Source organism: Lewinella sp. (genome assembly GCF_050633125.1).
Lineage (GTDB): Bacteria > Bacteroidota > Bacteroidia > Chitinophagales > Saprospiraceae > Lewinella.
This window is the reverse complement of the sequence record NZ_JBOEFX010000039.1, coordinates 103,615-128,447: the sequence shown is the minus strand read 5'-3', so window position 1 is coordinate 128,447 and position 24,833 is coordinate 103,615. Positions and strand designations below refer to the sequence as shown.

The window sequence follows — 24,833 nt, the reverse complement described above, 5'->3', positions numbered from 1 at the left end:
GCAATATTTCGCAGCTGTTAAGGTTTTGGGGCCATGCCGGCAGTGGCGTTGCTGCGCAAACACCCCTGCGGCACCAGGCTATCCAGTCGCTATCGCTTCTTTTTATCCTTTGTCCTAGGTCGCTCCGCGCCCCGAGCTTCAGGCTCCGCCTTGCGCACTGTATTGTACTTACTCACGGGCCACAGTCCGCCCATGTGTCCCGCGCAGGCGGGACCAATTTGGAGAATTGAGGAAGGATCAGTCTCTTACTTAGAATTTTGACAGCGTTTATACCCTGTTCGGAGGAGGTTGCACCTCCGTGCGCTCAGAGTTCCGCCATTTGTATAAATACATTCATGCATTTACAAAAATGACCAAAGCCCAATTAAAAGGAAATTCTCTTCCCCTGGGCCGCCGTTTCCTCATCCGGAAGAATCTCGCAATTATCCCAAAGTCCTGTTTCTAAGGTGAGTGCATAAGCAGCAGGCAATTTATGCGCTCGCATCCGCTCGGCAGCGGTTGCATGGTCGTATTCAAAGCTGTGGTGTTCAAAATCAAAACCATTGGTGTCGTCCAATAGCATATACCATACGCGGGTAGTACCATCATTGGCAGGCATTCCGATGACGCCGGGGTTCAACCAATATTTATCTTCATTTTTTTCACTAAATGGCAAGCCACAGTGACCACCAAGAATAAAATCGGCATCCGCTAGATTTAAGTGTTTAGCTTTCTCTGTCCAAAGGGTAGAGGCAAAAACATAGCCAGAAACTTCTGTTGTAGAACCATGTACTACCCGGCCCTTTAGTCCCGCGTATTGAAATTCTAAATGATGAGGCAACTGGTGCATCCACTGAATAGCATCAGTACTCAAGACCGATTGTGCAAACGGATACCACTGTCGAGAGAATATATCACAGCGACTGTCCTCATTAAAGTCACAGCCACAATCTTCTTCGCCATCGCGTAATTGGAGCTCTACGTTGCCCGCAATACAGTGTATGCCCCACGCTTTTATTTTTTGAACAACGGCTTCCGGTTCCGCACAGTAGCCAACAACATCACCTGTGCAAATAATATTTCCAGGGGCAATACCAAGATCATTGGCAATCACCATCATTTTATCCAAGGCTTGTAAATTGCTATACACGCCTCCAAAAACAAGCACCTTGCCATGTAAAATACCTATGTTGTTAATCTGCACTATCGCTATTTTTAAAGATAAAAACCGGAACGAAGAACAAGATAAGGCAAGCCAGCGTACCAAGTATGTTTACCGTCAACAAGTCGCCATATTTTCCAGGAAACCATACCCATTCGGTAGGAAACAGACCAAAAGCAAGTATCAGTCCCGCTAGGATACCAGCCCCGACAGCTAGATGGAATGACCATGGTCCCGCCCGTAGTTTCCAGAATATAAACACTGGGGCCAGCCCCAGCACCATTGTTCCACTCACGGTTGTAGCTGACAATATTTCTGGGTTGAAAAAGATAGGCAGCGTACCTGCCACCGCAAAAAGTACCATCACCCAACGCCCGCGGCTAACGGTCTGGTTTTCGGGTTTACCCAAATCTATCACAAACAGCTTAGACGCAGAAGCAAAAGCCGAATCCAGGGTCGAAGCCGCTGAGGTGATCATGATAAAATTCATCACTAGCATTGCACCTACACCCATAATTTTACTCACCTCTACAGCGGCTTGACCATTGAGGCCCTTGGTTTGCGCGTAAATACCTACGAAACTAAACAACAGGATGCAGAGAAAGCCAATAACAGCCGCCAGGAAGAAGCTCTTGCGGGTCGTAGCAGGATCACTGATAAAGCCCCGGTCCGTCATCACAGAATCGTGGAACGGATAGCTGAAAACCTGGATGAAGGCCACCAAAAGTAAGTTTACACCACCGGCAAGGTGCCATTCGCCCGATTGCAGATAGGTGGTTACGCCTCCTTCTGTATTGGGTAAAATAAGCCCCAGTACGATGAACAGCAACACGCCAAATAATACCATCTGAATAGCATCAGTAAGGAGTGAACTGCGGAGCCCTCCCTTCAAGGTGTAAGCTAGGGTGAGCGCGGTGAATACCAGAATTGACCAATAATAATTGGTACTACCAGCCTCTCCAAAGTAGCTGCCAATCACCATCGTGTTGGACCAGACCTCGTTGTACAAACGAAACCCCACCAACAACGAAAAAACAATGACGGCAGCATGCCCGAATCGGCTGGCCAAAAAATCGTGGATACTACCAAAACCGCCCTTTACGCGGAGTTGATAAATGATTACCCCCGCCACGATAAAGGACAGATAATAGGCCGCATAAGCCACTCCTCCGACGATGCCAAAAGACAGTCCAAGGTTGGCGGCATTGGTAATCGATTTGGCAAAAATCCAGGAAATCACCAAGCTGCTGGTGAGCAGGAAAACACCAGGTTGCTGACCATCACCAGCCGCTGCACTAAAAAAACTGGCCACCGTCCGTGAGAGCGGAGCGGCAAACAAAAAGGCCAGGCCAAAACCGGTAATCAAAAGCCACTGCCAGTGGATGGGTTCCATGGTTTAAAATTTTGTGATATAGTTTTTATGGTGCGGTGGTGCGTAGTGCGGTGTGCGTCGCATCCAACCGTACCAATGCGATCATACATTCGCACCCCGCACCCCGCACCCCGCACCTCGCACGCACGCGCACCCCGCACGCACTTTACTCCTTATCCCACCACACCCGGCTGTTGATGCTATTGTCGTTCGTAGCAGCTGCAGCGGCGGTGAAATTTGCAGTATTCAGGGCTGCTTCCTCCGTGGGGTAGGGCATCCGTACGGGGATCAGGTCGTTGTTCAAACTCGCTGCAATGGTCTTCAATGCAGGAAAGCCTGTGCGTCGGTATTCGATCCAGCCTTCATAGCCGTTGATGATGTTCGCCAGCCATTTTTGGGTGATAATTTGCTCGATCTTGTTGGCACCATTATTTCCATAAGCAGCTGCCCCTGCACTGAGGTAATCAGCTGGTAGCGACGTTTGCCAGTAGGCGAAAGCTTGTGTTACACCTAGTTCATACAAGGCTTGAGCATCAGCATTGATCAAGCCGCGTTCGGCAGCTTCCGCAAGGAAAAAGTGAGTCTCCCAGGCGGTCAGGAAATTGGCATCGAGGTTACCGGTGTTTTCCCGGAAGATGGTGCCTGTAAGCGAGTAGTCAGCAACCGAAATCGACGTTTGGGAGGCGTCGGGGCCGTTGAGAAGTCCTTGGTATTGGGTCTGTCCGGGATCGTTGCCGATAGGGCGAAACCACACCGCTTGGCGAGGGTCTTCCAGCTCCGTCAATATTTCCTGGATGGTTTCAGACATGATGAAAAGATTGAAATCTCCTGCCCGTAAATTGGCCATCCGGAAGTTGTTAGGCTGCCCGTCGGTGAAATCAAAAGTCGCATTTTGCTCGTTAGTACTAAGGTAGTTTCCTGCATCGTAAAGCGCTTGCAAATCAGCTCCGACATCCTGCCGGTCGGCAATGCGCATCAGGGCTTTGATCTGTAATGAATTAGCAAAACGCACCCAGCCCGAAAGGTCGCCATCAAAGAGAATGTCGCCTGCTAGAGGAATGCTTCCTTGATAGTTCTCCAACGCAGCTATACCTGCCTCCAGGTTAGCCAGAATACCTGCCGGAGCAGTGTAGATAGCTTCTTGCGCATCATAAACAGGGCTTACTTCCCCTTCTGCTCCTTTTAGGGCTTCGCTGTAAGGCACGTCACCAAAAATATCGGTGAGTGCCATTGTGAGATAAGCTTTCATGATCAATGCCGGGCCTTCATATACAGCTAGGGCAGCGTTGGCTTTAACCTGCTCCAGAATCAGCTCGTTGTCGCGCAAATTGGTGTAGAGCACTGGCCAGGGGTTGCCCCCAACTTGCGGCTCGGTAAGACTATGACGATCAAATAAATTGAAGTCAATTTCTGTAAAGTATTGCCCCAGCAAATTGCCAGCCACAAAGCCTTCGTAAGACATTTCATCTCCGTAATCATAGATCACTTGGCGAAGCAACAAACTAGGTTGCACCTCGATAGGCGCGTTAGGGTTGGTATTGATTTCCTCAAAACCTTCCGTACAAGCCATCACGCTGATCAGAAAACCGAAAAGGAAGAGGTATTTTATATTTTTCATCTTATGGATGTTGAAATCTTGAATAATTGATGCAGCTTTTTTAAAAATTGAGGCCTACTTTCAAGCCCCAACTGCGGGTGGTAGCGTAAGACATGTCTTCTACGCCGCTCACAAATTGCGAGCCTTGCACTGCCAATTGCTCCGGATCAAAATGAGGAATAGCTGAGAATGCGTAAAGGTTTCGACCAATCAGTGACAGCTTCAGTGAGCGCCCTTCCCGCAGGAAAGCTCCCTTGTTTTTGAAGGTGTACCCCAAGCTGAATTCCCGGATTTTGAGATAAGAAGCATCGTAAGTATTGTTCTCTTCATGGTTGCGGTCATAAAACTGGCGGTAGTAACTTTCTGCACTCACCGCCTTCGTGTTAGGGCTGTAAACAGGGTTCTCCTCGCTACCTGTATTCACCACACCAGCGGCGATGATTCCTTCATCAGGACGATTTTCTGTTTCCAGTAATTGTCCGGCTACACCCGCCAGCGCTTGGGTGCGGGAAACAAGCACTCCTCCCTGGCGCCAATCTAAGAGCAAACCAAGGTTCCAGTTTTTATAGGTGAAACGATTGCTGAAGCCAAGAACAAAATCAGGGTTGTAATTGCCCAAAAGTTGTAGGTTGTTGTCGACAATATAACGGCCGCTATCATCAATGATAAAATCTCCATTTTCATTGCGCAAGTAGCCAGTACCGTACATGTCGCCGATGCGGCCTCCTTCGTCTACCTGAAACCAGACGGTTTGGTTGACGTTGTCATATACCCGAGAATAGGCTAGTGTCAGGCGATCAATACCAGAAGGTAGTTCTTCCACCGTTGCCCGGTTGGTACTAAAGTTGACCTGAGCATCCCAGCGGAAATCTGCTTTGTAAATGGGGGTTAATCCCAAAATTACTTCCAAGCCTCGGGAACGCACTTGGCCGCCATTCACAACCTGCTCGCTAAATCCGGACGAAATAGGCACGGGCAGTGCGATGATCTGGTTGTTGGTACGAGCATCGTAATATGTGATATCCAGACGAATGCGGTCGTCCTTGAAGCGTAAATCTGCACCGAGCTCTACAGAGCTGGTTTCTTCCGGCAATAAGCTACCGTTGGCAATAAGTGTCTGCGCACTAAACGTAGGTTGCGCATTGAAGGGCGTCTGCGCTACAAAGGCTCCCGTTGTTTGATAAGGGCCAGTGTCGTTACCTACTTGTGCCCAACTTGCTCGTAGTTTGGCAAACGAAACCACCTTGGGCAATTCAATTAAATTGGAAAGCACCAAGCTGCTCGAAACAGATGGATAGAAAAACGAAGTATTATCGGTAGAACTTGGTGTCGCTAAAGCGCTAGACCAATCGTTGCGCCCGGTAATATCTACAAAAAGGAAGTTCTTATAGCCCAACTTGGCAATCCCATAAACACTGTTAATTCGCTTGCGAGAACTGAAGTCGAATACTTCAATGGGAGAAGCAGCATTGGTCAACTTGAAAATGCCTGGCTGCGCTAAACTTAGGGCTTGTGACTGCGAGGTTTGAGCCACTTGGTCGAGGCGATTTGCTCCCGCAGAGATGTCAATAGAAAAATCGTTGAGCTGATCGCTGAAATTGAGCAAAAGGTCGGTGTTGTTCTCTCTGTAAAAGACATCGTGTTCGGCATAAGCACCATTGCGGAAACGGTTAGAACTGAAGTTTCGCAAAAAGCGACGGTCTTCATTGGAATAATCCATGCCGGTGCGGAAGATAAGTTCCCATTTTTCTCCAAAATCATAGGCTGCAGAGAGGTTGCCAAATACGCGATCTCGCTGGAAAGAATTGCGGTTTTCCTGTAGGATAAAATAAGGATTGTCAAAGAAGGTGTAATTAAAGTTGTATTGTTGAATACCCTCTAAACCCGGTTGCCAATAATCTCTCAGGTTATCAATGTTTAGCGAACGCGGCCCCCAGGCGACCAGGGAGTAGTTGATGTTTTCAGAACCGTAGCCATTTGCAGGGCGGTTGTCGCTACTTGAATTGACATAGCTTATCGAAGAGTTGATTCGCAAGCGCTCCGTCGGGCGAAAACCCAATTTAGCAGCGATCGTTTGCCGATCCAGATTGACACCAGGGATAATCGAATTGCTACGCATATCTGTAAAAGACAACCGATAATTGCCACGTTCATTGCCCGCACCGATGGCCAAGTTGTTGATGGTGGTCGTGCCGGTTTCGTAGAAGTTTTTCAAATTGTCGGGTTGGGAGGCAAGTAAGGTTGGCGTAATTGGAGCGCCACCATGTACGGCTACATCTCCTCCGCGTACCACTTGCCCATCAAGGGTCGTGACGGGGCTGTCAAACTGTGGGGTTAACACGCCGGCGTCGAGCCTTGGGCCCCAACTGTAGCTAATGTTGTCATTAATACCACCGCCCAGGCCATCAACATAGGCAAATTGACCAGAATTTCCCTGACCGTAACTGTTTTGAAACTCCGGTAGCTGAAAAGCCGTTTCCACGAAAGTGGTAGAGTTGAAACTAATCCCTAAACCTGTGCTTTCGGTCCCGTTTTTAGTGGTTACAATGATGACACCATTGGCCGCGCGCGTACCATATAATGCCGCAGCACTAGGCCCTTTGAGAACCGACACAGAAGCTACGTCGTCTGCATTGATTTCCATAGCACCATTACCAAAGTCTACTTCTTGAAATCCGGCCGCAGCATCATTCGTGAAGTTGACAATCGAATTGTTATTGATCGGAATACCATCAACCACGAAGAGCGGATTGTTATTGGTAAAAGAAGCTTCACCTCGAATCGTAACCTTAGAAGTAGATCCTACGCCGGTAGCGCCCTGGCTGACGGTAACTCCAGCCACTTGCGCAGCCAGGTTGTCTACAAAGTTGGGCGATTTTACATCAGAAATGTCGGTGCCGTCAATGCGTTGAACCGCGTAACCGAGGTCGCGCGAAGAACGTTCCAGGCCGAGGGCTGTCACTACAACTTCATTTAGCAAAGTCGAACTGGATGCAAGTTTTACAGAATATTCACCTGCACCGCTCGTGACTACCTCGCTGGTTTTATAACCAACATAAGTGAAAATCAGCACAGCATCGGAATTGCTGATCGTTAAGGCATAATTGCCATCGAGATCGGTTGTCGTACCCCTGGTGGCGCCTTTTTCCTGTATGCTCACTCCAGTGAGTGTTTCGCCTGTTTCCTGGTCAGTGACTGTTCCGTAAACGTTCAAGCCTTGGGCCTGTAATCCCACACCCAGAAACAGTAGCAGGCTTAGTGTGTAAAAGGTTTTCATATAAAAGTATTGAATACAATAGAAGGGATAGCAGTAATACTGCCTGGTAAGGCAATCCCCATTGTGCAATTAAAGAGAATAACTTCCTGGCAAACTGCCACCATATAACAGCAGTACGACGAATGCGCGTACTGCCTCCGGGGAGTTAGGAAGGAAAAGAAGAAAAATCAATGAATAGAAATCATTGTTCTTGATCAAGAACGGGAGGCCCACGGTATTGTGGAAAGGTAATTAACTGTAGTAAAGGAATCGTATTTGCCTTTAATTCGGCAATAAAAGAAGTACTTCTGTGTAAACAAGCACTCAGCTGTCGGCCAATAAATCCTGTTTGATAATGGCGAAGAAACTTCCAAAGGTCAATTACTGTATCGATGTCCGTTAATCCACAAAGGCGGGTAACGGTTATGTTCTTTTGGGAGATGTAATGTTGCCAAGAGGCTTGTAGGTTTGGGGTCTCCCAGTGAAGGTTCAGAAATCGCTGACGGTCATAAGTGGCACTGTTGATTCCAATGAGGTATACGCCGCCATCAAGTGCAGGCCCCAAGACCAATTGTCCGTCAAGCAGTGCCTTGTTGGCTTTTAATAACAAACCTTTGCTTAGTCCTGGACTATCATTGCCAATGACCAGTACATTGTCATAGCCTTTGGTGAAAACATCCTCCAAGGCATTAGCGAGGCGCTCCCCAAAGTTGCTGCCGCGCTGCTGAGGGCTGTAACAGGTGAAAAGAGGAAGGTGTGTTTTGCGAGCTTGCCGCAAACTGTGACGCAACAAAAGCCGAACCACTTCCTGACTACGCCGGAAGTTGAATTTTTTAGTAGCAGCCTCTTCTTGAGGGCTACGACTAAAAAGTAATATTGCGGTTTGCTTTTGTCCCATTAGAGCTATATCAATAGGCTCGTTCTGCTGGGGCAGGTTAGTCGATAATACATCAATTTAACCTCGATATGATCCCAGCAGAACAAGTCTAATACGCAATGATACCAACAATTACCGATTGCAATCGTCTTATTTAGGACAAAATTTATAGGTATACTACCGCTGTACGACCAGCTCTATAGCTCGAAATCCTTTTCCATTGCTGATGTTGAGCACATACGTGCCATTGGGCAAACCTGCTGTTGGCCAATCGACTGTCAAGTGAGGGGTAGTTGGGTAATTGGCCTGCTCCAACAACTGTCCGTTCATGTTGAAAAGCTGTAGCTGATAATCTTGCTGAGCATCTGGATAGTCTACCTGAATACGAGCCATTTGATCGCTGGGGTTTGGCGACAAAGTTACTTCCGCAGCTTCCATTATATTAGTGGTTGCTACATCGCCGTAGACGTTAGCAAAAGCATAGTCTCCAGGCAAGAATGGATCTAACCGGGCCAAGCCTCCAGAGCCGAAGGGACTGAGGTCTGTATACGGGTATTCTTCCCATTCTGTATCCGGCGTTGGGCGATACATGAGGCGGACGGTTTCATTACCGGCTTGCACCAAGTCATAATCGAGATCATTAGGGCCGCCATTGTAGCGAATAATTGCTCGCATGGATAGATCATCTGGCAAAATCCCTTGTACCGACCAGTAGTGGGTATTAGACATAACGATTAGCTGCGGATCAGCTGCTTCATCGGGTGCGGTCCAATGGTGAACAATGTTGAGTAGTGCTGAATCTGTAATAGCGTCAACAGACAAAGAGAAAAATTCTGTTCCAGCCGTATTCAGGTTACCTGTTTCGGTTAAACGGTAGGTGCGATTAAATCTGCCCATATTCAGCCCGTGATCATGGTTGATGACGCTCATCAAAGGCTCAAAAGGAATAGTGAAGCTGGCAGTGCTAAACTCATCCGAAGCCATGAAGTATTGGGTGAGCTCTTGCCAATTTTCGTCAAAAAAGGTTACCGATAAAGGTACATTGGTATGTAATTGAGTGGCTCCACGCAATCGTTGTTGCACACCCAGGTCTACAATATATTCTTCACCTGAACCTGTAATATCTAGTGTTTCTAACTCGAAATTGGAAAACCCAGGACTAAAAATCCAATCCTGGAAGAAGGAGGTCATATCTACGCCACTGACCAAGCTAAGATGATCGCGGTATTGTTCTGCATCAACTGCTGAAAAAGCAAAATCTTGTAAAACGGCACTTTGAGCAACCCGGAAAAGGCTGTCGCCCAAATAAGTTCGCATATTATGAATCATCGAAGCACCTTTATTATAGGTGTGTGTGCCGTAGGTCTGTTCGTAGGGAATGCCTGAAAGCGGTTGAAATCCATCATCATCAAGATGGGCTGTCTTAAGTACCAGAAGGTGATTGTCCTTCACTTGATCAATGAAAGCGTCATGACCAAAGGCATACTCGGTGAATAAGTGAGCACCGTATTCTGCATTACCTTCTTTAATCCACATATTCGCAGGGGAGCTTAGGGTGGTGACGTTGCCCCACCATTGGTGAGCCAACTCGTGGGCCATTAATCGGTTCATACCAAATACCGGTCCGCTAATGCCTGTAGCACGTGGAAACGCAATGTTGTGTACATGCTCCATTGCGCCAACAGGCGTGAGTACAAACCCTACCCGTCCCCAGATGTAAGGACCGTACCAACTTTCAAAAGCATCAATTGCATCGCCTAGGTATTCAAAGGAATCATCCATGTTTCCAAGGTCACCGGGGTTGGCCACTAGCTGGATAGGATATTCCCCATAAAGGCCAGTATGAGAAGATTCGATGGTAGTGAAATCCGAAACGGCAATGCCCACCAAGTAGGTAGTCATGGGTTGGTCTATCCGATAGGAACGACGAATTTGATCATCTTCTAACTCAACCTGCTCTTGAAAATGGCCACTACAAAAAGCTTGACGGCCATTAGCAGAGATAATATTTAAGTCAAAAGTAGCTCGCTCAACGAAGTTGTCGAAACACGGAAACCAGCTGCGTCCAAAGTTGTAAGGGTTTTCTCCGAGGCCAATGCCCAAGTTATAGGCAATACCTCCTGAAAAAGCCAAGCCTCCAAAGTTGGAGTCAGCCACCGTAGGTGTACCGCCATAATAAACCCTCACCGCGTGCATTGCTTCAGTATCGAAGCCGCCGGGAAAAGGAATGGTAATCAAATCACCATCGTAATCATAAGTTGTAGTAACACCATCTATTTGGATAGAGTCAATAGTGAGTTGTAATAAATCCAGCACCATCTCTGCGGTGTTTTCTTCCAGAAGTACAAAATCAATGGTACAGCTACCTTTAATTTTTCGTCCGCTGAAATCAATTACTTCCAGGTCAATGGTATAATTGAGGAGATCAATACTATCACTGCGGCCTTGTGAGGCCAACAGTAGTTGCTCGTCTTCGGGAGTGAGCGTTCTGAGCGGGAATTGCTTTTTTGTAAAATGGCAACCTTGTACCTCTGTTTCCGGCTGAGCCGATAAAACGAGAGCGCAACAAAAGGAGAGCAAGAGAATTAAGGCAAAGGAATATCGCATAGCTGGCATGATTTTACTAACTTTCCCTAAAGTTAACCACGATGTTCAAGATGAAAAACCTCTTTATCCTTTTTCTTGTGCTAATTGCAAGCCAGCTTGCGGCACAAACGACTCACCTCCACTGTGGGCAGCTCTTTGATGCCACCAGTAATGAGCTACAAAGCAAGATGACCATTGTGGTGGAGGGCAATAAGATTACCAATGTTGCCAAGGGCTACTTACGAGCGGCAGATAGTATAACCGTTATAGATTTGAAAGACCAAACCGTCATGCCCGGCCTCATGGACATGCACGTACACATCGAGGGCCAGTCAAGCCCTACCCGCTATGTGGAACAATTCAGAATGAACCCTGAAGATGTAGCCTTACGTGCTACCATCTATACCAAGCGCACCCTGGATGCTGGTTTTACGACCGTACGGGATTTGGGTGGCTCGGGTGTAAATGTGAGCCTCCGAAATGCTATCAATCAAGGGTTTATTGTTGGGCCCCGTATCGTGACAGCTGAAAAAGCAATTGGTACCACAGGTGGTCATGCCGATCCTACAAATGGTGTAAATCACGTGCTACAAGGTGACCCCGGCCCCGCAGAAGGCGTGATCAACGGCGTGGAAGATGCTCGAAAGGCCGTTCGCCAACGCTATAAGAATGGTGCTGATTGTATAAAGATTACCGCTACCGGCGGCGTGCTCAGCGTAGCCAAAGACGGTAGCGGGCCCCAGTTTGTTGATGAAGAGCTGGAAGCTATTGTCGCTACCGCCAAAGATTATGGAATGCACACGGCAGCACATGCCCACGGCAAGGAAGGCATCATGCGTGCCGTCAACGCAGGCATTACCTCCATCGAACACGGCACCCTGATGGATGAAGAAGTGATGGCTCTTATGGCAGAGAAAGGTACCTTTTATGTGCCCACGATCAGCGCCGGGAAGTTTGTGGCCGAGAAAGCCAAGATTGATGGCTATTTCCCGGCGATCATTCGTCCCAAGGCACTTTCTATCGGCCCACAATTACAAGCAACTTTTGGGCAAGCCTACCGGGCCGGTGTACGTATCGCTTTCGGCACCGACAGTGGCGTATCCCCTCACGGAGAGAACGGCAAAGAATTTGCCTACATGGTAGAAGCAGGGATGCCTGCAGCCGAAACCCTGCTGGCTGCCACCATCGTAAGCGCGGAACTTATTGGTCGCGAAGATGAATTGGGCACCATTGAAAAAGGCAAACTGGCCGATATCGTAGCCGTTTCCGGCAACCCACTGGAAGACATCAATGTGATGACAAAGGTATCTTTTGTGATGAAAGATGGCGTGATCTACAAAGAAGAAACCGACAAATAGTGGATACGCCCAAAGGTATAACCAACCTCGCGACCCTCATTAGGCGCATGGAACCGGTGCTTAATGAGGGCGAGTACATCTTTGCTACCGTAGCAGATTTAGCGCCTATCCCGAGGGGAATCACCATTTGTGAAATAAAAGAAAAGGAAGGCACGACGGTTGTACTCCCCAAAGAGGAGGCTATCCGCCTGGGGATACCGTTTGATTTCGTCGCAGCCTGGATCACCCTGAACGTACACTCTGCCTTGGAGGCGGTGGGCTTGACGGCAGCTTTCGCCACTGCTTTAGGCGATGCGGGAATCAGTTGCAATGTCATCGCTGGTTACTATCACGACCATATTTTTGTAGATCACCACAGTGCAGCAAAAGCGATGGACGTGTTGTGGAAAATGACGGAAGATATATGACACAGACAAATGCGCGGAAGATAGCGCTTGCCCTTTGGGTTAGTGTTGCCCTTTTGCTGATCCATGGCTATTTTTATAACCCCACTTTGGATATCCAGATGGGCGATACTTACTGGGTAGTGAATTCTTTGATTTTAAAAATTTTGCTCGGCACCCAAGTCGCTTTAATCGGAGTGATGTTTTGGGTTGTAATAGGGGATGACTGATGAGTTTCATCTTGTATGGTTGTTTACCGAGGTTAAGAAAGCCGTTTTTAAATTGATCCGTAAACGGCCATTGATACATCATCCCCCAAGAAACTTAAACATTTCTAAACGTAGGCAAAGACTCGGTAATACTACCAGCACCCTTTTTATTGATTTTGAAAGTAACATCCTTTGTTGTGGTAAATAGAAGAACAGAGAAAAAAGACTTTCTGAGGTGTGATTTCAAGATCACAAATGCCTCGTCTAACGTAAGTTCGTCTTCCTTATCCTCGGTCTCTATAGACCTGTAGCGGAATTTAAGTAAGACCTTAAAATCACCTTCAGAATAGACTGGCCTCACAAATATATTTCTCAAGTTGGGCTTACCAATTGTCTTTGCCATAGTCAATTTCGCAAAGTTGCCTTCTTCCACACTTTTTACTACTTGTTTCCAGAAAAGGTCAAACACTTCTTGGTAGGGCATAAACTAAGGGTTGATGAAGAAAATCGCATTTTATTTTCTGCGCAATACTAAGGCTAATGATTTAATTTATAGACCTAAATGTATATTTTTGATGCTGCATAAATGTTGATTCAATACCATTATGAGTATGGCGCCAGTGGCTATTTAACTTATTCTGTGAGAGTAATTTGGTGACGATAATATCGCAAAAATAGTGGAGGGAATTAAGATATTTTATTTTCAGAATTTATTGAAAATAAAAAACAAGCATCTTGCGTTATAGAATTAGACACCAAAATCATGCCTTATGGCTACTCAAAAAACCATCCTCTACGACGACAATTGCCCCCTCTGTTGCTGGTACACCGACGCTTTTGTGCAAACAGGCCTTTTAACGCCGCAAGGACGCCAATCTTTTACGGATGTATCATTAGAAGATTTAGAGAGTCGCCTTGATCTGGCACGGAGCAAAGACGAAATTCCACTCCTTGATGATTATGGAGGCCCCACCTTGTACGGAATTGATAGCCTCTTGTATTTGCTCGGGCAACGCTGGGCCTGGATGCCAAAAATTGCCCGTTTCGCACCAATTAACTGGTTTTTACGTAGACTCTACAAACTTATCTCCTACAATCGCCGGGTGATCGTCGCCAAGGAAACACCCGCCGGCGCTTTCGACTGTAGTCCTCAATTCAATTACTTTTATCGCTACGTTTATATCCTGCTCACGCTGTTGGTGGGGGTAAGTGGTTTACTGGCCTATGGTCTTACAAGTGGTACTTTGTATTTACTAGGATTGATCATCTTATTTCTTTTGTTTCCTCTTTTAAAAATCAAGGAGTATCCTACACGGGTCAACTACCTTGGGGTGATGTTTACGCCGCTCATTCCTATGGGGATGCTACTTTGGTTGACTGCTTTTTTCCCTTTAGTAAGCAACGTTTTTGTAGGACTGGCGATACTCGTAACTAGCTGGATGTGGTATCGTCGGTTAAGATTTATTAGGGGGTGAGTACCCTATACCACGTCACTAAACGTACCTTTGCTGCTATATCCTTCACACCGTGCGCAGTCCATGAATTATTTACAACTATTGAAAGCTTATCCTCGATATTTGGGGTACGGTTTCTTGCACTATTTTTTCAGCTTTGTCGGGCAAACGTTCTTCATTAGCCTCTTCGTAGCAGGTATTAGCGAAGATCGGGCTTGGGCCACGGAAACCTTTTCTGGTATCTACTCTGGCGTGACCCTTTGTGCTGCTTTTTTACTGCCAATGATTGGGCGACAAATCGACCGGCTTCGTGTGCGGTATGTTTCTACAGTTACGGCACTCATCATGCTGGGGGGATGCTTAATCTTGGCATTCACTTTCCATTGGGTTTGGCTGGCGATTGGGATATTGGCCGTACGCCTGGGAGGACAAGGGGTTTTAACGCTGACGGCATCTACCACTATCGGACGGTTTTTTACCGTGGCACGAGGCAAATCTCTTTCTCTTTCTATTTTGGGAATCAGTGCAGCTGAAATTATCATGCCGCCATTAGCAACAGCCTTTATTTTGGCCAATGGCTACCGCCAGATGTGGTTAGTGGCTGCGGCTATGCTGGCTTTTATCTTCATCCCGCTGGTTTGGTTATTGATTCGGCGTCACGATCTTTTTCAACGTGCAGATACGGTTGCAGCGGCTGCCGAAGAAACGGATCAGGTATCTTGGACACGGGGCCAAGTGCTGCGTGATCGGCGATTTCAGTTAATTGTTCCGACCATTCTTTTTATTCCTTTCGTATTTACCGGAATCGTTTTTAACCAAAGTGATGTGGCTTTACTACGCGGCTACACCCCCGCTAATATGGCTTTGGGCTTAAGTATCTATGGTTTCACGCGAGCAATTATGTTGTTTACCGTTGGTAGTTTGATTGACCGCTACAGTGCAGGCCGGCTTTTGCTCTACATTTTGCTACCAGCATTGGCAGGTTTGATAATCTTTATGTTAGTTGATGTCAACTGGGCAGTACCGGCATTATTCTGCCTCATGGCCATTAGTGGTGGAGGTATTACTGTGACGGCTCCAGCGCTATGGGCAGAACGTTATGGGCCCCGCTTTTTGGGAAGTATTAAAAGTACGGTGACGCTACTTGTTGTCCTTTCTTCGGCAGCGGCACCTATCGCTTTCACTTGGGGCTTGAGCTGGGGAGTCACCCCCTGCTTGCTGGTGATAATTGGTTATGGTCTGCTATGTGTATTGCTGGCCGGGGTTGAATTGAGAACGATGCCGAAATAACGTGAGGCTTGCCTTCTTCGATTATATATAGTCGATGTTACAAACAGGCAAGCCTCACGGTACTGGGTACGTAGTACAGGGTATAGGGATTTTGACATCCTTAAATGCGACGCCCTGCCATGTACCTTGTACGGTAAATCTTGAAGTACTCAGGTTGCTAAGAATGAGGAAGTTAGATACTCCACTTCATAGTAACGAAGTAGAACCTCACGCCAAATAGTCATTAAATTTAAAAGGTTTTTGCTTGAAAAGCAAAAACCTTTTAAATCAGTTATCTATTGATGACGTTCTTGAAGCGCGGTCGCTTCGGCGTCACATCACCTAGTTTCTCTTTCTTCATTTCCTCGTATTGCGAGTAGTTTCCTTCAAAGAATACGACCTCCGCTTCATCCTCAAAAGAAAGAATGTGGGTCGCAAGGCGGTCAATAAACCAACGGTCGTGAGAGATGACCAGCACACAACCTGCGAAGCTGTCGAGTGCATCCTCTAATGCCCGCAAGGTGTTGATGTCAATATCGTTAGTCGGCTCATCAAGAAGGAGTACATTACCGCCTTCCCGCAGCGTCATCGCCAGATGGAGCCGGTTACGTTCTCCACCAGAGAGTACACCTACTTTCTTCTGTTGGTCACTGCCACCAAAGTTGAAACGACTGAGGTAAGCCCGAGCATTGACGCTGGTTGTACCGATCTCAATCATGTCATTCCCCCCGGAGATAACATCGTAAACGGTTTGGTTCCCGTTTTGGAGTTCTTCGTGGCTTTGATCTACATACGATACTTGTACCGTATCACCTTTGATAATATTTCCTGTATCAGGGGTCTCTTGTTCCATCATCATCCGGAAGAGCGTACTCTTACCTACCCCGTTAGGACCAATGATTCCAACAATAGCGTTTTTAGGAATGCTAAAGCTGAGGTTCTCAAAAAGTACTCGATCACCAAAGCTTTTGCTAACATCTTCTACATTGATCACTACATCACCCAAGCGTTGGCCTGGTGGGATGTATATCTCCAGTTTAGATTCCCGTTCTCTGGCTTCTTCTCCAGCCAGTTTATCGTAGGCATTCAAACGAGCTTTACCTTTGGATTGCTTGGCTTTAGGTGCCATCCGAATCCATTCCAGTTCTCGCTCCAGGGTCTTGCGGCGCTTGCTGGCAGTCTTCTCTTCCTGCTCCATTCGTTGGGCTTTTTGCTCCAACCACGAAGAGTAGTTTCCTTCCCAGGGAATACCTTCGCCACGGTCAAGTTCCAAAATCCAACCAGCTACATTATCCAGGAAGTAACGGTCGTGCGTCACGGCAATTACGGTCCCAGGGAAGCTTTGCAAGTACTGTTCCAACCAGTGCACCGATTCGGCGTCCAAGTGGTTGGTAGGTTCGTCAAGGAGAAGAATATCAGGGTTGCTTAATAGCAGTCGTGCGAGGGCTACCCGGCGGCGTTCTCCTCCGGAGAGTACCTTTACAGAGGCATCATCTGGCGGACAGCGCAAGCTCTCCAACGCGGTATTCAAGCGATTATCCAGCTCCCACGCATTGAGGTGGTCCAACTTTTCTGTCAGCTCCCCCTGCTTTTCGATGAGTTTGTTCATCTCATCGTCGCTCATAGGTTCCGCAAACTTGTTGTTGATGTCCTCGTAGGCTTTTAGTAAGTCTACAATATCCTGAACACCTTCTTCAACGACCTCTCGGACGGTCTTGTTTTCATCCAATTCGGGTTCCTGCTGTAGCATTCCAATCTTGTAGGTGCCATCAAAGACGATGTTACCCTGGTAATTGGCATCTAGCCCCGCAATAATCTTGAGCAAAGTGGATTTACCGGAGCCGTTGAGACCCAAAACACCAATTTTAGCCCCGTAGAAAAAACTCAACCAAATATTGTTAAGTACTTTCTTTCCGGAACCGAAGGACTTGGAAACGCCCTCCATTGAAAAAATAATTTTGTGATCTGCCATAAAAATTAGCTGGATATTTATTTTTCGCCGAAAGCGCGTTCGACAATACTTTGTTGTTCTTGATCGTGTATTTTCTTGTAGCCGGTAGCAGGAGATGCACTTGTCTTACGAGCTACAAAATTGAGGTTGTTTGGTAATTCAACGCCCTCGTTGTATCTCATAGAATTCACATACTGCCAGGCACCCATGTTAGCAGGTTCTTCCTGAACCCAAAGGGTGTGTTCAGCTTTGCCATATTTCTTAAACAATACGTTCAGTTGATCGGAAGGGAATGGGTAAAGCTGTTCAAGTCTTACCACTGCTACATCATCACGTTGGTGCTCTTCCTTATAGCTGCTAAGGTCAAAGTAAATTTTTCCTGAGCAAAGAAGCAGGCGTTTTACCTTGTTTGCTTCCTTTGTAGTACTGATTGCCGGGTCGTCCAGTATTTCCTGGAAACGGGTGCCTTCATAAAAATCCTCGGCACCACTCACCGCCTGAGGGTGGCGCAAACCACTTTTAGGCGACATGACAATCAATGGTTTGCGGAAAGGCCGAGCCATCTGTCTGCGTAGCAAGTGGAAAAAGTTGGCAGGCAAGGTGACGTTGGCCACGGTCATATTAAACTCTGCACATAATAAAAGGAAGCGTTCCAGACGTGCACTTGAGTGTTCTGGCCCCTGGCCCTCATAGCCGTGAGGTAAAAGCGCTACTACACCACTCATTCGTTGCCATTTCGACTCGGAAGAAGAGATGAATTGGTCAAACATCGTTTGTGCGCCATTGGCAAAATCACCGAATTGAGCTTCCCATAGTACCAGGTCATCAGGGGTAGCTAGCGAATAACCGTATTCGAAACCAAGTACCGCAAATTCTGACAATAAAGAGTTATAGATGCGGAAAACGCCCTGCTTTTCCCCAAGTGTACTTAAGCGATTGTAGTTGCCATAGTTCTTTTCGTCGCGAAGCACAGCGTGACGATGACTGAAAGTACCACGTTTGACATCCTGCCCACTTAGGCGAATGTTGCGGCCCTCCAGCAATAAACTACCATAGGCCATCAATTCAGCCATTCCCCAATCGATCTGATTGCTTGAACGAGCTTTCTTGATGTTCTTAAACAAACGCTGAACCTTACGTAGTGGCGTAAAGTTTTTAGGAATGTCGGTAAGCTTGTCCAGCAAATGCTGGATCGTATCTTTGTTAACGCCCGTTTCAGGAGACTGTATGAAGTCTTTTGGGTCGGTTGTCTTACGCAGTTTTCGCCAAGCTTCTTCGGGTTCTTGATAGATGTATGGAAGTGGTTTTTCGCGCACTTCATCAAGGCGATCCTGAAGAAGGCTCCAGAAAGATTGTTCCAGTTCGTCTGCCAATTGGGCATCAACATCACCACGCTCGATTAACTGTTGAGAATAGACCTCTCGTGGGTTTTTATGATCCTTGATGAAAGAATACATTTCCGGTTGGGTAAACTCGGGATCATCACCTTCATTGTGTCCATGACGACGGTAACATACCATGTCAATGAAAACATCAGAATTGAATTCCTGACGGTACTGCACGGCCATCTCTGCAACAAACAAAACAGCTTCGGGATCATCACCATTGACGTGGAAGACCGGGGCTCCAACAACAGCTGCTGCTCCGGTAGAGTAAACAGAAGAACGAGCATCCTCGAAATCAGTGGTGAAACCCACCTGGTTGTTGATCACAAGGTGGATACTTCCTCCTGTGCGGTAACCTTCGAGCTGACTCATCTGAATGGTCTCAAACACAACTCCTTGTCCTGCCACAGCTGCATCACCATGGATGAGGATAGGCAAAATTGCGTCGTATTCGCTATTGTAAAGAATATCAGCCTTGGCACGAGCGAAACCTTCCACCACGGGGTTTACCGCTTCCAGGTGGCTTGGGTTGGGAGCTAGTTTTAAATGAACATTCTCACCGGTAGGGGTCTCTACCTGGCTGCTAAAACCAAGGTGGTACTTAACGTCACCATCACCGAAACTTAGGTCAGGCACTGCTGTACCCTCGAATTCATTGAAAATTTGGGAATAGGTTTTTCCCATAATGTTGGCCAATACATTAAGGCGCCCACGGTGAGCCATACCAATAACGATTTCCTTGGCATTTCCTTGGGCAGCTTCGTTAATAATTGCATCCAATGCTACAATCGCACTTTCTCCTCCTTCAAGAGAGAAGCGCTTTTGCCCGACGTATTTGGTGTGCAAAAACTTCTCGAACATCACTGCACCATTGAGTTTCTCTAGGATGCGGCGCTTCTTGTCAACGTTTAGTCCAAAAGACTTCCCTGGATGACTTTGTTCCACCCGGGTACGTATCCAGCGTCGCTTGATCCGGTCTGCAATGCTATGATATTCAAAACCAATATTACCAGCGTACACTTCCCGAAGGCGATCGATAATTTGACGTAAAGTCGCATTTTCGAGCCCTATCTCTTTACCCGCAAAAAAAACATTGTCTAAATCACTGTCACTAAGCCCAAAATCTTCAAGATTAACATTGGGGTGGCGATCGCGACGGTCACGAATGGGGTTGGTCGTGGAAAGTAGATGCCCCCGATCGCGGTAGGCTTTAATGAGAGAGAGTAAGCGCAGTTCCTTGTTCAGTTGCGCATCGCTAGTGCTGCCGCCGGAAGTCTGAACAGCACCATTACTGTTGCTTTCCTTGGCAAATTCAAATCCTTTGAAAAAAGCTGCCCAGCTGTTTTCTACAGCTAGTGGGTTAGTCTGGTACTGCTCGTACAAATTTTCAATGTAACTTGGATGAGCATTGGCAATAAATGAAAAATCGGTCATGCTATTTCTTTTGTCCCCGTTGTTTTTTTTGGGGATTGACAGTCCTTGAGAACGACTGGCAAAACACTATGTTTTCCGCCGTAAGTAAAATTCATGCAAAATGAGGATTTTTTGAGCAACAAGGAAAAAATGAGCACTCTAAATACGTTTTTGATGGTATAGAGCTGAAAATAGGAAACAGAATGCGCTGTAACCTGTTTAATTTAAGCTGGATTTTGCCAAGGCACCCTCTAGGATATTCTTTTATTATGAAGTAAAAATGCCCAATAAAAAAAAGCTCCCCGTAGCAGATACCGACCCCTTACATTTGCGTGCTATTCGCTTAGCACTTAATGGCTCATATCGATTTTCAAAGCGCCTGGCAGGGCAGTGGTGCTACCGAGTGTTGGCCAAGCCGCCACGGAAAATATTATTGCCTGCTGAAAAAGACTTTCTGGCGGATGCCCGCCAACAAGTTATACCGGTGGGGATTATGCAAATCCAAACTTACCACTGGCCAGGTAGTGGCCCCAAAATATTACTGGCTCATGGATGGAACAGCAATAGTGGTCGCTGGCAAGCCTTGGCGAGCCAGCTGATAATAGCGGGCTACGATGTCTATGCCCTGGATGCTCCTGCTCATGGTGCTAGTGTAGGAGGAAGCTTTGCCGTTATCTATTACGGCAATGTATTAGCAGAACTAGCTGATACCTTGAGGCCGGAAGTGATTATAGGCCATTCGGCAGGAGGAATGGCGGCAGCTTATTATCTAAAACACTATCCGGAAGTCCACCATCCAGAGAAACTTGTTTTACTGTCTACCCCAGCTGAGTTAAATCACTTTATGGAGAGTTTCAGGAAAGGGATTGGATTGAAAAAAGCGGTGATCGATGCGATGGAGATGGGCTTTACGCAACGCTTTGGTATGTCATTCGACTATTTTTCCATTGCCAAATTTGTGCGAAATCTTCGAATGCCTGGCCTCATTATTCATGACGAAAAGGATGACGTTGCTCCGGTGCATGGCGCGTACCAAATGGCCGAAAATTGGCCGAATAGCGAGTTGGTGATTACTAGTGGCTTGGGGCACAGTATTCAGCACGAGCAGGTGAGGAAACGAATTCTAGACTGGCTAGCTTATTAAAGGCTGTTAAAAGACCTCCCGCAAGATCAAATGTGCATTCACTTCCCCCATCCCTTCTAGGTGTAGTTGGAAGTAACGGATCAGTTCGTTTAATAACTTTTGCCGGGTTTCACGCTCCAATCGGAGCTCGTGGGCTTTCGGGGCAGGATGATGCATCATTTCGTAAAAAGCAAGAGCAACTTCATCCATCAAATAATGCGCATGTGCAGGTGGCGTGGAAACAAATTCCCCAGCTTCCAAATCGAAAAGGGGAGTCGCTGCTGAGTACACACCAGCCGGAGAAAAACCTAAATAGGAGGATAACTCCAAAAGAAATCCCAGGTGATAATTAGCTACGCCCTCCTGAGCCGCATCCAGCCCTGCAAAGCGGTTGAATAAAAAACGAAATAATGGCTGATTTTCTTCCTGTTCCCGGATGGCTTTGCGCGCAACCTCTACCATAAATAACCCCACTGCTCCTTTGCGAACATCAAACGGTATGGAATCGTAGATATAAGCTGACCGAATTTCCTTCAGGCGATTCAAGTCGCGGTCATCCCGCTCATAGGCAACAATTTCTAACAAAGTCATCACTTGCAACAAACTGGCCTGCGTTCGAGCCTTGGCAGAGCGAACACCACTAATGATATATTTACGTAACCCTTTTTGTTCGGTGTACAACTCCACAATTAGACTGGATTCGCCGTACTTGTGGGTGCGAAAAACAATACCGCGGGTTTTTATCAGCATCTTTTATTTTTTGTGCAATACTCAGTAAAAAAAAGCCAAAATTATATTGCTAATCACTCGGCCCTCGCAATGGTAAAAAGGGCCACTTCTTATTCTGCATTACTTTCTGTTTGGTGTTTACGGAAGGTGCAAAATTGCCCTTAAAGTTAACAAACATTTCACTAGTGATCACTGGCAAAATTGCGGTGAATAGCCCCATCTTTGCTGCGAAATAAGTGCAAAGTTTGCAACTAAGCATTGTTTCAACTCGTCTTTAGTATATCACCCAAAATGCAGCAAGCAGGAACTATCACCCCCTTTTTTTGTCCTGAGCTTGCGCCAAAAGAAATTGAAATGAAAACTTACATCACCTGTTGTATCCTGATTATCACATCATTCTCCTTATTTGCAAATACCTCCGAACTGGCAAGCGTTGGTCGCTGCCTCGAAGAGCAATTGACAGCTTCCCCCTGGTCAGTGACCTCTGGTCAGCAATGGGAGTTCGCACATGATGGCACTTTGTTAGTGTTTGACCAGTCAAGCCAAGTGCTTCAGCAAGGCGGCTGGGATTTACAAGTCACAGGAACAGAGCTTATTCTGCAAGTAATAGTAGGGCCTGATGTCAAAAATTATACACTAACTCCTCACTGTGACCAGGAAAACATTATCCTCAAAGAATTTACCAGCGGAGAACTCGTGATGGTACCCTTGCGATACGATGCCAAGCTTACCCGTTCTTTGACCGGCGACTGGCAGAAAGGATTTTATGGCGAAGAACCTTTTTTAGCCTTTAAGGCAAATGGTACCTATGTTGTTACGGAAGTAACCAGCGATCATTATGAATTACGGACTGGTCGTTGGTCATTAATGGGTAATACACTTCTGCTGTATAATGCAGAGGGCGAGCTACAGGCTTTCCTGATAAAGCATCTCCAAATGGATGAGCTGGTGCTCTCTCCCTTTAATGCGAACCGTGAGGATTGGTATTTGAATAAACTCTAAGAAAAAGTCGTACTTTATTTTCTGCGCAATACTAAGGAGCTATCTTACCACTCCCACTCTTTTCCCAAGTCTTCAGGGCGGTAGTGTTGTTTGGTGTAGATCCTGCGTTTTTGGCGCTCAATAATCAGGCGTGCAAGTCCAATGTTAGCAGGTTCGGTAGCCGTAGGCAACAAGGCTGCTTGTACCTTTGCTTCATCAATATCCATTCGGTACATCAGGCTTAACAACCACTCCATCCGTTTGTCGATGAGAAAATCCAGATGGTCAACGAGCATCCTCAGAAGGTCTTCTTCTGAGGATGCTTCTATTTGGTCGATGGCAAAATCTTGACTAAGTAGTGTAGCCAGCTGCTTGTTGGCCTCTAACGCTTCCATGAAAATGATTTAATTTTTTCGATTCTGCTACGAAGATGCTTAATTTTTCTTATTCTTACTATCCGAGAATTATTGCAATACCGAACAGTAAGAGCTTGTTGGGGGATTTTCCTGCAAGCTCTGAAGAATAAGAAATGATATGATCCCCAGCACGAGAGAACAATACAATCGCGATTTTACCCAAGAAAAATACCAGGCTTTGGTAGATGATATTGCCAATAGCTTTGACCATCGTCCGCCTTTTCGTATTGCCGAAACGCCTATCTTTTTAGACCGTGAATTGCGGAATCATCTTGTTCAGGCTTGTGAGGATATCACAGATGTCATTGTGCAGCCCAACTTTCGTGATTTGTCTGCATCAGCATTACTGGCCGGGCAGGTTGTTCCCAACGAAACGCCTCATACGACCTTTTTGCAGATGGATTTTGGCTTATGCAAAGCCGCAGATGGCACCATCATGCCGCAATTAATCGAAGCCCAAGGTTTTCCATCACTTTATTTCTTTCAGGAGGCGGTAGCAGAGCGCTATCGGAAGCACTTTGGGATTTCTGATGAGTTTGTCCACCGTTTTGGAGGCCTGGATGCGGCAGGGTATCGCGAAAAACTGCGAGAAATTATTGTCGGAGATCATGATCCGGAAAATGTGATTATCCTTGAAGTAGAGCCAGAGAAACAAGTGACGGCCATCGATTTTTTTGTGGCAAAAAAATGGATCGGTATCGAAGCCGTTTGTGTCAGTAGCGTCATTAAAGAAGGTAGAAAACTTTATTACATGAAAGATGGTCGCAAGATTCATATCGAGCGCATCTTTAATCGCGTTATTTTTGATGAACTCATCCTACGTGATGACCTTCCCCGCGAATTCTACCTCACCGATGATGTCGATGTGGAATGGGTAGGGCACCCCAACTGGTTTTTCCGCATCAGCAAGCATACATTGCCACTTATCGATAGCCCTTATTCTCCCAAGGCCTTTTTGTTGAGTGAACTGACCGAGTATCCTCATGATTTGCACAATTATGTACTCAAACCGCTGTACTCCTTTGCCGGCAAGGGCGTAATTATCAACATCAACCGTTTTGACCTTGAAGCGATAAAAGATCCCGAAAATTATATCCTCCAACGGAAGGTAGAATACGCTCCGGTAGTACCTACACCAGATGTGCCCGCCAAGGCCGAGGTGCGGATGATGATGCTTTGGGAACGGGGTGCCGAGCGCCCTTATCTCGTCAATAACCTCGTGCGCCTCAGTAAAGGAGAAATGGTAGGGGTTCGCTATAATAAAGGCAAGGTTTGGGTAGGTGGCAGTGTCGGCTTCTTCCGCCCGTAAGACAGCACAAAACTAAATTGAGTC

At 46.7% G+C, this 24,833-nt stretch carries 18 protein-coding genes; 7 read left to right on the top strand and 11 right to left on the bottom strand.

Translation table 11 applies throughout. The features are described from left to right. Positions 1 to 364 precede the first annotated feature (364 nt). The 6 genes from ACRBG0_RS10040 to ACRBG0_RS10015 all read right to left on the bottom strand — a co-directional run bounded on the left by ACRBG0_RS10040 (position 365) and on the right by ACRBG0_RS10015 (position 10,850). Complete coding sequence (locus ACRBG0_RS10040) at positions 365 to 1,183, bottom strand: metallophosphoesterase family protein (protein WP_431486763.1); 819 nt, start codon at positions 1,181 to 1,183, stop codon at positions 365 to 367. Then, entirely contained in the window at positions 1,173 to 2,534 is a 1,362-nt protein-coding gene (locus tag ACRBG0_RS10035; RefSeq protein ID WP_431486762.1) for a sodium:solute symporter family transporter, read from the bottom strand. The genes ACRBG0_RS10040 and ACRBG0_RS10035 overlap by 11 nt, the downstream gene beginning before the upstream one ends. A 145-nt stretch (positions 2,535 to 2,679) precedes the next feature. Beyond that, positions 2,680 to 4,131, bottom strand: coding sequence for a SusD/RagB family nutrient-binding outer membrane lipoprotein (locus ACRBG0_RS10030; protein WP_431486761.1), 1,452 nt, complete (start codon positions 4,129 to 4,131; stop codon positions 2,680 to 2,682). Positions 4,132 to 4,171: 40 nt separating this feature from the next. Beyond that, the gene (locus tag ACRBG0_RS10025) at positions 4,172 to 7,387 is read right to left on the bottom strand and encodes a SusC/RagA family TonB-linked outer membrane protein (protein WP_431486760.1); all 3,216 of its coding nucleotides are present in this window, start codon (positions 7,385 to 7,387) and stop codon (positions 4,172 to 4,174) included. A gap of 181 nt (positions 7,388 to 7,568) precedes the next feature. Beyond that, on the bottom strand, positions 7,569 to 8,264 hold the full coding sequence (locus ACRBG0_RS10020) for a TIGR04282 family arsenosugar biosynthesis glycosyltransferase (RefSeq protein ID WP_431486759.1): 696 nt from the start codon (positions 8,262 to 8,264) through the stop codon (positions 7,569 to 7,571). 156 nt (positions 8,265 to 8,420) lie between these two features. Continuing rightward, the gene (locus ACRBG0_RS10015) at positions 8,421 to 10,850 is read right to left on the bottom strand and encodes a M1 family aminopeptidase (RefSeq protein ID WP_431486758.1); all 2,430 of its coding nucleotides are present in this window, start codon (positions 10,848 to 10,850) and stop codon (positions 8,421 to 8,423) included. A 50-nt stretch (positions 10,851 to 10,900) separates the two neighbouring features. On the opposite strand from ACRBG0_RS10015, the gene ACRBG0_RS10010 reads away from it, so the two are divergent. Together ACRBG0_RS10010 and ACRBG0_RS10005 are read left to right on the top strand one after the other, a co-directional pair. Continuing rightward, positions 10,901 to 12,187, top strand: coding sequence for an amidohydrolase family protein (locus ACRBG0_RS10010; protein WP_431486773.1), 1,287 nt, complete (start codon positions 10,901 to 10,903; stop codon positions 12,185 to 12,187). Continuing rightward, positions 12,187 to 12,594 carry an ACT domain-containing protein gene (locus ACRBG0_RS10005; RefSeq protein ID WP_431486757.1) on the top strand — a complete coding sequence of 136 codons (408 nt, stop codon included), beginning with the start codon at positions 12,187 to 12,189 and terminating at the stop codon, positions 12,592 to 12,594. Before ACRBG0_RS10010 ends, ACRBG0_RS10005 begins: the two co-directional genes overlap by 1 nt. 300 nt (positions 12,595 to 12,894) lie before the next feature. Here the strand turns inward: ACRBG0_RS10005 and ACRBG0_RS10000 are convergent, their stop codons facing one another. Further along, complete coding sequence (locus ACRBG0_RS10000; protein ID WP_431486756.1) at positions 12,895 to 13,263, bottom strand: hypothetical protein; 369 nt, start codon at positions 13,261 to 13,263, stop codon at positions 12,895 to 12,897. Between the two features lie 286 nt (positions 13,264 to 13,549). Here ACRBG0_RS10000 and ACRBG0_RS09995 point away from each other — a divergent pair, with 286 nt between their 5' ends. Both ACRBG0_RS09995 and ACRBG0_RS09990 read left to right on the top strand, forming a co-directional pair. Then, entirely contained in the window at positions 13,550 to 14,254 is a 705-nt protein-coding gene (locus ACRBG0_RS09995) for a DCC1-like thiol-disulfide oxidoreductase family protein (RefSeq protein WP_431486755.1), read from the top strand. Between the two features lie 63 nt (positions 14,255 to 14,317). After that, positions 14,318 to 15,523, top strand: coding sequence for an MFS transporter (locus ACRBG0_RS09990; RefSeq protein ID WP_431486754.1), 1,206 nt, complete (start codon positions 14,318 to 14,320; stop codon positions 15,521 to 15,523). Between the two features lie 271 nt (positions 15,524 to 15,794). Here the strand turns inward: ACRBG0_RS09990 and ettA are convergent, their stop codons facing one another. After that, positions 15,795 to 17,474, bottom strand: coding sequence for an energy-dependent translational throttle protein EttA (gene ettA / locus ACRBG0_RS09985; protein ID WP_431486753.1), 1,680 nt, complete (start codon positions 17,472 to 17,474; stop codon positions 15,795 to 15,797). Positions 17,475 to 17,491: 17 nt separating this feature from the next. After that, positions 17,492 to 20,272 (bottom strand): 2-oxoglutarate dehydrogenase E1 component, encoded by a 2,781-nt coding sequence (locus tag ACRBG0_RS09980; protein ID WP_431486752.1) that lies wholly within the window; start codon positions 20,270 to 20,272, stop codon positions 17,492 to 17,494. 259 nt (positions 20,273 to 20,531) lie between these two features. Between ACRBG0_RS09980 and ACRBG0_RS09975 the strand changes: the two genes are divergently transcribed. Further along, positions 20,532 to 21,395 carry an alpha/beta fold hydrolase gene (locus tag ACRBG0_RS09975; RefSeq protein ID WP_431486751.1) on the top strand — a complete coding sequence of 288 codons (864 nt, stop codon included), beginning with the start codon at positions 20,532 to 20,534 and terminating at the stop codon, positions 21,393 to 21,395. A gap of 6 nt (positions 21,396 to 21,401) precedes the next feature. On the opposite strand, the gene recO is transcribed toward ACRBG0_RS09975, so the two are convergent. After that, the gene (gene recO / locus ACRBG0_RS09970; protein WP_431486750.1) at positions 21,402 to 22,124 is read right to left on the bottom strand and encodes a DNA repair protein RecO; all 723 of its coding nucleotides are present in this window, start codon (positions 22,122 to 22,124) and stop codon (positions 21,402 to 21,404) included. Positions 22,125 to 22,457: 333 nt separating this feature from the next. Between recO and ACRBG0_RS09965 the strand changes: the two genes are divergently transcribed. Further along, positions 22,458 to 23,105, top strand: a complete 648-nt coding sequence (locus ACRBG0_RS09965; protein ID WP_431486749.1) for a hypothetical protein — start codon at positions 22,458 to 22,460, stop codon at positions 23,103 to 23,105. A gap of 44 nt (positions 23,106 to 23,149) precedes the next feature. On the opposite strand, the gene ACRBG0_RS09960 is transcribed toward ACRBG0_RS09965, so the two are convergent. Then, a complete protein-coding gene (locus ACRBG0_RS09960) occupies positions 23,150 to 23,479 on the bottom strand; it encodes a hypothetical protein (RefSeq protein WP_431486748.1) in 330 nt (109 codons plus the stop codon). A gap of 139 nt (positions 23,480 to 23,618) precedes the next feature. Between ACRBG0_RS09960 and ACRBG0_RS09955 the strand changes: the two genes are divergently transcribed. Then, on the top strand, positions 23,619 to 24,809 hold the full coding sequence (locus ACRBG0_RS09955) for a hypothetical protein (RefSeq protein ID WP_431486747.1): 1,191 nt from the start codon (positions 23,619 to 23,621) through the stop codon (positions 24,807 to 24,809). Positions 24,810 to 24,833 lie beyond the last annotated feature (24 nt).